A 3,550-nucleotide genomic window follows, 5' to 3' on the forward strand; every position below is an offset into this window, starting at 1 on the left:
GGACCGCTCTGGCTCCCGGAGGATTGGACGATGAGTCCCGGCGCGCACCGATCGACTGTTCTGCTTGTCTGTCTCCTTGCGACCCTCCCGATCGGGGCGCGCGGCTCGCCTCCGCCAACCTCGCCGAGCGGACGGCCCCAGGACGCCGGAAAGGAGGTCGAGGCGCGGGGATTCCAACGATTCCCGGACACCAACGGCCGCGATGTCGTCTTCACGAGCGAGGGGGACCTCTGGACCGTTCCGGTCGCGGGGGGGATCGCCCGCAGGTTGACTTCGGATGCCGGCGAGGAGCGCTTCGCCCACTTCTCCCCCGATGGGAGCCTGATCGCCTTCAGCGGCCAGTATGGCGGCAACACGGATGTGTTCGTCATCCCCGCCACCGGGGGCCCCCCGCGGCGGCTGACCTTCCATCCCGCCCCCGATCAGGTCGTCGGCTGGAGGCCGGACGGAGCGGTCCTCTTCCGCAGTCGCCGCGACGATCCGATGCTGAACTGGAGGCTCTACTCGATCTCCCCGGATGGAGGCGACCCCGAGGTCCTTCCCCTGACCGAGTGCGCCCTCGCGAGCTTCTCCCCGGACGGCCGGCGAATCGCCTTCACCCGTTTCAGCCTCGAGTGGCATCACTGGAAGCAGTACCAGGGCGGATGGGCGCAGGACATCCATGTCGGCGATCTCGCCGGCCTCGACTTCAAGCGGGTGACCGACTTCAAGGGAATGGACGCGTTCCCGATGTGGCACGGCGATCGGATCTTCTTCCTCTCGGATCGCGACGGCGTCCCCAACTTGCACAGCATGAATCCGGACGGTGGCGACGTCCGCCGGCTCACCTCCCACGCGGAGATGGAGGTCCGCTGGCCGGCTCTGGGGGCGAACTTGATCGTCTATCAGTTCGCCTACGACATCTGGCTCTACAACATCGAGACGGGAGAGAATGCGCGCATAGACATTCGGTTGCCGTCCGATCGCGCCCGCGCAGGAGAGAGAGTCGTCGACCCGAAGGAGTACATCGAGTCGTACACCCTCTCTGCCGAGGGCGGCAGGCTCGTCCTCTGCGCCCGCGGGGAGCTGTTCTCGTTGCCCGCGAAGAAGGGGCGCACCGTGAACCTCACGCTCTCGCAAGGCGTTCGCGAGAGGAGCCCCGCATTTTCCCCCGACGGATCCCGGATCGCCTATCTCTCCGACGAGACGGGGGAAGAGGAGATCCGCGTCATCCCGGCGGCGGGAGGAAGCGCGCGCCGTGTGACGCCCGGCTCAGCCGGCTATCACTATCCGCCCGTCTGGTCCCCTGACGGGAAGTGGCTCGCCTACAGCGATCGAACCCTGAGTCTCTTCCTGGTCGACGCCGAGAACGGAACGACCACGCCGATCGCCCGCTCCGAGATCTGGGAGATTCACGACGCCGTCTTCTCGCCGGACTCGCGCTGGATCGCATGGACCGAGTACGAGCCCAACAACAACCGCACGATCCGGATCCGCGCCGTTTCGGGGGGCGCCACGACTACGGCCACCGATCCGATGTTCGACTCCTGGGCCCCGGCCTGGGACCCCGAGGGGAAGTACCTCTACTTCCTGTCGCGCCGCACGATCAACCCGTACATGGGACCCTTCGAAGAGGAGTTCATCGCCCTCAACGCCACGAAGCCCTACCTGCTGGTCCTCCAGGCCGGCACCCCGTCCCCGTTCGCTCCGAAGGATGAGTCGGACGAGGGGGACGACGCGAACGCCGCCTCCGAAGGGAAGAAGGACGCGGCCGCGAAGAAGGGCGGCGCCGCGGAAGACGCCGAGGGGGTCGATGTCGCGATCGACCTCCCCGGCCTCACCGAGAGAATCGCCGAGATCCCGGTCGAGGCGGGGAACTTCGTTCGCTTGACGGCCGTCGCGGGGAGGGTCCTCTGGCAATCGATCCCGAACGAGGGGATGGCGACCCTGCCCGAGGACGAGGATGAGCCGAGCAAGGCGAACGCCTCTCTGATCTCCTTCGACATCGCCGGAAAGAAGAGCCGCACGCTCGCGACGGAGATCGACGACTACGCGCTCTCCCCGGATCGCAAGAGCCTCGTTCACAGATCCGGGACCACGTTTGTCGTTCTCCCCTCCGACGCCGACGATCCGCCGGCGGATGAGGCCCTCGCCGAGGCCACCGTCGATCTCTCTGGGCTCGACATGACGATTGACCCCGTCGCCGAATGGCGGCAGATCTTCCATGAGGCCTGGCGCCTGGAGCGCGACTTCTTCTGGGACCCGGACATGCTCGGAATCGACTGGGCGGGCGTTCGCGCGCGCTACGCCCCGCTCCTTCCGAGAGTGACCACGCGCGACGAGCTGACGGACCTGCTCGGGGAGATGATCGCGGAGCTTCGCACGAGCCACGAATATGTCTGGGGAGGAGACGATCCGGGGAAGTCTCCCCGCGCGGTCGGGCGTCTGGGCATCGATCTCGCGCGCGGCTCGGCGGACGGGCCTCTTCGGATCGCGCGGGTCCACGGCCCGGACAGATGGGACGCGGAGCGGGCCTCTCCCCTGCTTCTTCCCGGACTCGGCGTCGCCCCGGGCGACTATCTGCTGGCGATCGACGGCTCGTCCCCCTCCACCATCGAACAGACTCACTCGCTCCTCGCCGGAAAGGCGGGAAAGCCCGTCGTCCTCACGGTCAGCTCGAACCCCGACGGCCGCGATCCCCGCAGGATCTACATCCAGACGATGGAGAGCGATCACGCGGCCCGTTACGAGCAATGGGTCGCCGACAAGAGGGCCTATGTCTCCGAGCGGACATCCGGACGGGTCGGCTACATCTATCTGTCCGACATGGATCTCGCCGGACTGCAGGAGTTCACGAAGCAGTTCTTCCCGCAGCACGACAAGGAGGCGTTGATCCTCGACGTGCGGAACAACGCCGGCGGGTACATCAGCTCCATGCTCCTCGAACGCCTCTACAGGAAGCTCTGGAGCTTCGGCTACACGCGGCACGCGCGCCCCTTCCGAGATCCCCCGCGCTCCTTTCACGGCCACCTCGTCGCCCTCATCGACCAGGGAACCGGATCCGATGGGGAGAGCTTCGCGGAGGCGTTCAAGCGGCTCGGCCTCGGGCCGGTCATCGGGATGAGGTCCTGGGGCGGCCTCGTCGGCATCGGGGCGGCCCCGAGGGCCCTGGTCGATGGCGGCGGAGTCACGCAACCGGAGTTCGCGCACTGGGGTTTCGATCGCCGCTGGCTCGTCGAGGGCGAGGGGGTGCTCCCCGACACGGCCATCGACAACGACCCGAGCTTGACCGCCAGGGGACTCGACCCGCAGCTCGACCTAGCGATTCAGACGATCCTGGCCAGGATGGAATCGGAGCCGAAGAAGCTTCCGGATCCCCCGGTCCTGCCGAAGGCGTCCCCGGCGGGAAGATAGAAGGGAGACGGCGTCATGAAAACGATCCTGCAAACCATCGTCGGCATCCTCATCATCGATCTCCTGATCGCCGGGGCGCTCGCGCTCGTCATCGCCGGCAAGACAAAGGACCTGCCCGATCTCGAGGGCGGAACCGTCCTCATCCAGAGGATCGCGG

At 67.0% G+C, this 3,550-nt stretch carries 1 protein-coding gene; it reads left to right on the plus strand.

The window, feature by feature from the left end; translation table 11 throughout:
* Positions 1 to 30 precede the first annotated feature (30 nt).
* Positions 31 to 3,393, plus strand: a complete 3,363-nt coding sequence (locus tag FJY88_12710) for a hypothetical protein (GenBank protein ID MBM3288195.1) — start codon at positions 31 to 33, stop codon at positions 3,391 to 3,393.
* The last annotated feature ends 157 nt before the right edge of the window (positions 3,394 to 3,550 follow it).

The organism is Candidatus Eisenbacteria bacterium, from assembly GCA_016867495.1.
Lineage (GTDB): Bacteria > Eisenbacteria > RBG-16-71-46 > CAIMUX01 > VGJL01 > VGJL01.

Excerpts from the sequence above, each read along its gene's own strand:
- FJY88_12710 (MBM3288195.1), top strand. The coding sequence starts at position 31 with ATGAGTCCCGGCGCGCACCGATCGACTGTTCTGCTTGTCTGTCTCCTT.